Here is a 1,513-nt window from a genome sequence, read left to right as displayed (position 1 = left end):
TGCTTTGCAAGCAGGAGGTCGTGGGTTCAAGTCCCACCATCTCCACGTTATCTTGGCAACTGAATAGGTTTTCCTTCCTTGTAGGTGTGCAAGTTAGTAAGGGTCCGGGGTGGATGCCTTGGCTGCCCGAGGGGATGAAGGGCGTGCTAAGCTGCGATAAGCCGGGTGGAGGCGCAAAAAGCCGTTGAGGCCCGGATGCCCGAATGGGGAAACCCGGCAGGGTGTTGAGCCCTGTCATCCGCGTAAGCGGAGCCGATACGGGACGAAGTAAAACCTTCTAGTAGTCCCAGGAAAGGAAATCAAACGAGACTCCCCGAGTAGCGGCGAGCGAAAGGGGACCAGCCCAAACTATGCGGGTGCCATGGTGGCAGCCTTAGCCCGCATAGGGTTGTGGGACATACACGGAGAGGGCTGCCAACCTCTCAGGGAGTTACAAAACTGCCACCTAGCCGAAGTGAGCTGGAACGCTCCGCCATAGAGGGTGAAAGCCCCGTAGGCGAAAGGTGAGCAGTCTCCCGGGTGTATGATCCCAAGTACCACGGCCCCCGTGGAAGGTCGTGGGAATCAGGGGGGACCTCCCTCCAAGGCTAAGTACTACGGGCAGACCGATAGCGCATAGTACCGCGAGGGAAAGGTGAAAAGAACCCCGGAAGGGGAGTGAAATAGAACCTGAAACCCCGGATCCACAAGCCAGTGGAAGGGTCTTTATGGCCCGACTGCGTGCCTTTTGCAGAATGAGCCAGGGAGTTGTCCTCAGCGGCGAGGTTAAGCCGTCAGGCGAAGCCGGAGCGAAAGCGAGTCCGAATAGGGCGTTAAGTCGCTGGGGGCAGACGCGAAGCGGAACGATCTACCCATGCCCAGGGTGAAGGACGGGTAACGCCGTCTGGAGGCCCGAACGGGTCGGTGCTGCAAAACCGTCCGATGAGGTGTGGGTAGCGGTGAAAAGCCAATCGCGTTCCGTGATAGCTCGTTCTCCCCGAAATAGGTCGACGCCTAGCGTCCTACGGTCCTTCCCGGAGGTAGAGCCACTGGTTGGGCTAGGGCCTCGAAAGGGGTACCGAACCCTGCCAAACTCCGAATGCCGGGAAAGGTAGTAGGGCAGTCAGTCCCCGGGGGATAAGCTCCGGAGGACAAGAGGGAAACAGCCCAGACCGCCAGCTAAGGTCCCAAACTCCGGGCTAAGTGGGGAAGGATGTGCGGCTGCTAAGACAGCTGGGAGGTTGGCTTAGAGGCAGCCATCCTTTAAACAGTGCGTAACAGCTGACCGGCCGAGCGGCCGTGCGCCGAAAATTTAGCGGGGCTCAAGCCCGGTACCGAAGCTGCGGGCTCGCGTAAGCGAGCGGTAGGGGAGCGTTCCCTGTGGGCTGAAGTCTCACCGTAAGGTGGGATGGACTGCAGGGAAGTGAGAATCCTGGCATGAGTAGCAGCGAAGACAGGTGAGAAACCTGTCCGCCGGAAGCCCCAGGTTTTGGCGGCAATGTAAATCATCCGCCAGTTAGCCGGGACCCTAAGG

The 1,513-nt window shown here is 59.4% G+C and carries 1 rRNA gene; it reads left to right on the top strand.

Going from position 1 to position 1,513, the window contains the following annotated elements:
• Window positions 1-86: 86 nt before the first annotated feature.
• A 23S ribosomal RNA gene (locus tag ACK4IR_RS12275) occupies window positions 87-1,513 on the top strand; the annotation flags it as partial.

Origin of the sequence: Thermosynechococcus sp. (assembly GCF_046299635.1) — a bacterium.
Classification (GTDB): Bacteria; Cyanobacteriota; Cyanobacteriia; order Thermosynechococcales; family Thermosynechococcaceae; genus Thermosynechococcus.
This window is presented reverse-complemented; position numbering and strand designations above follow the sequence as displayed.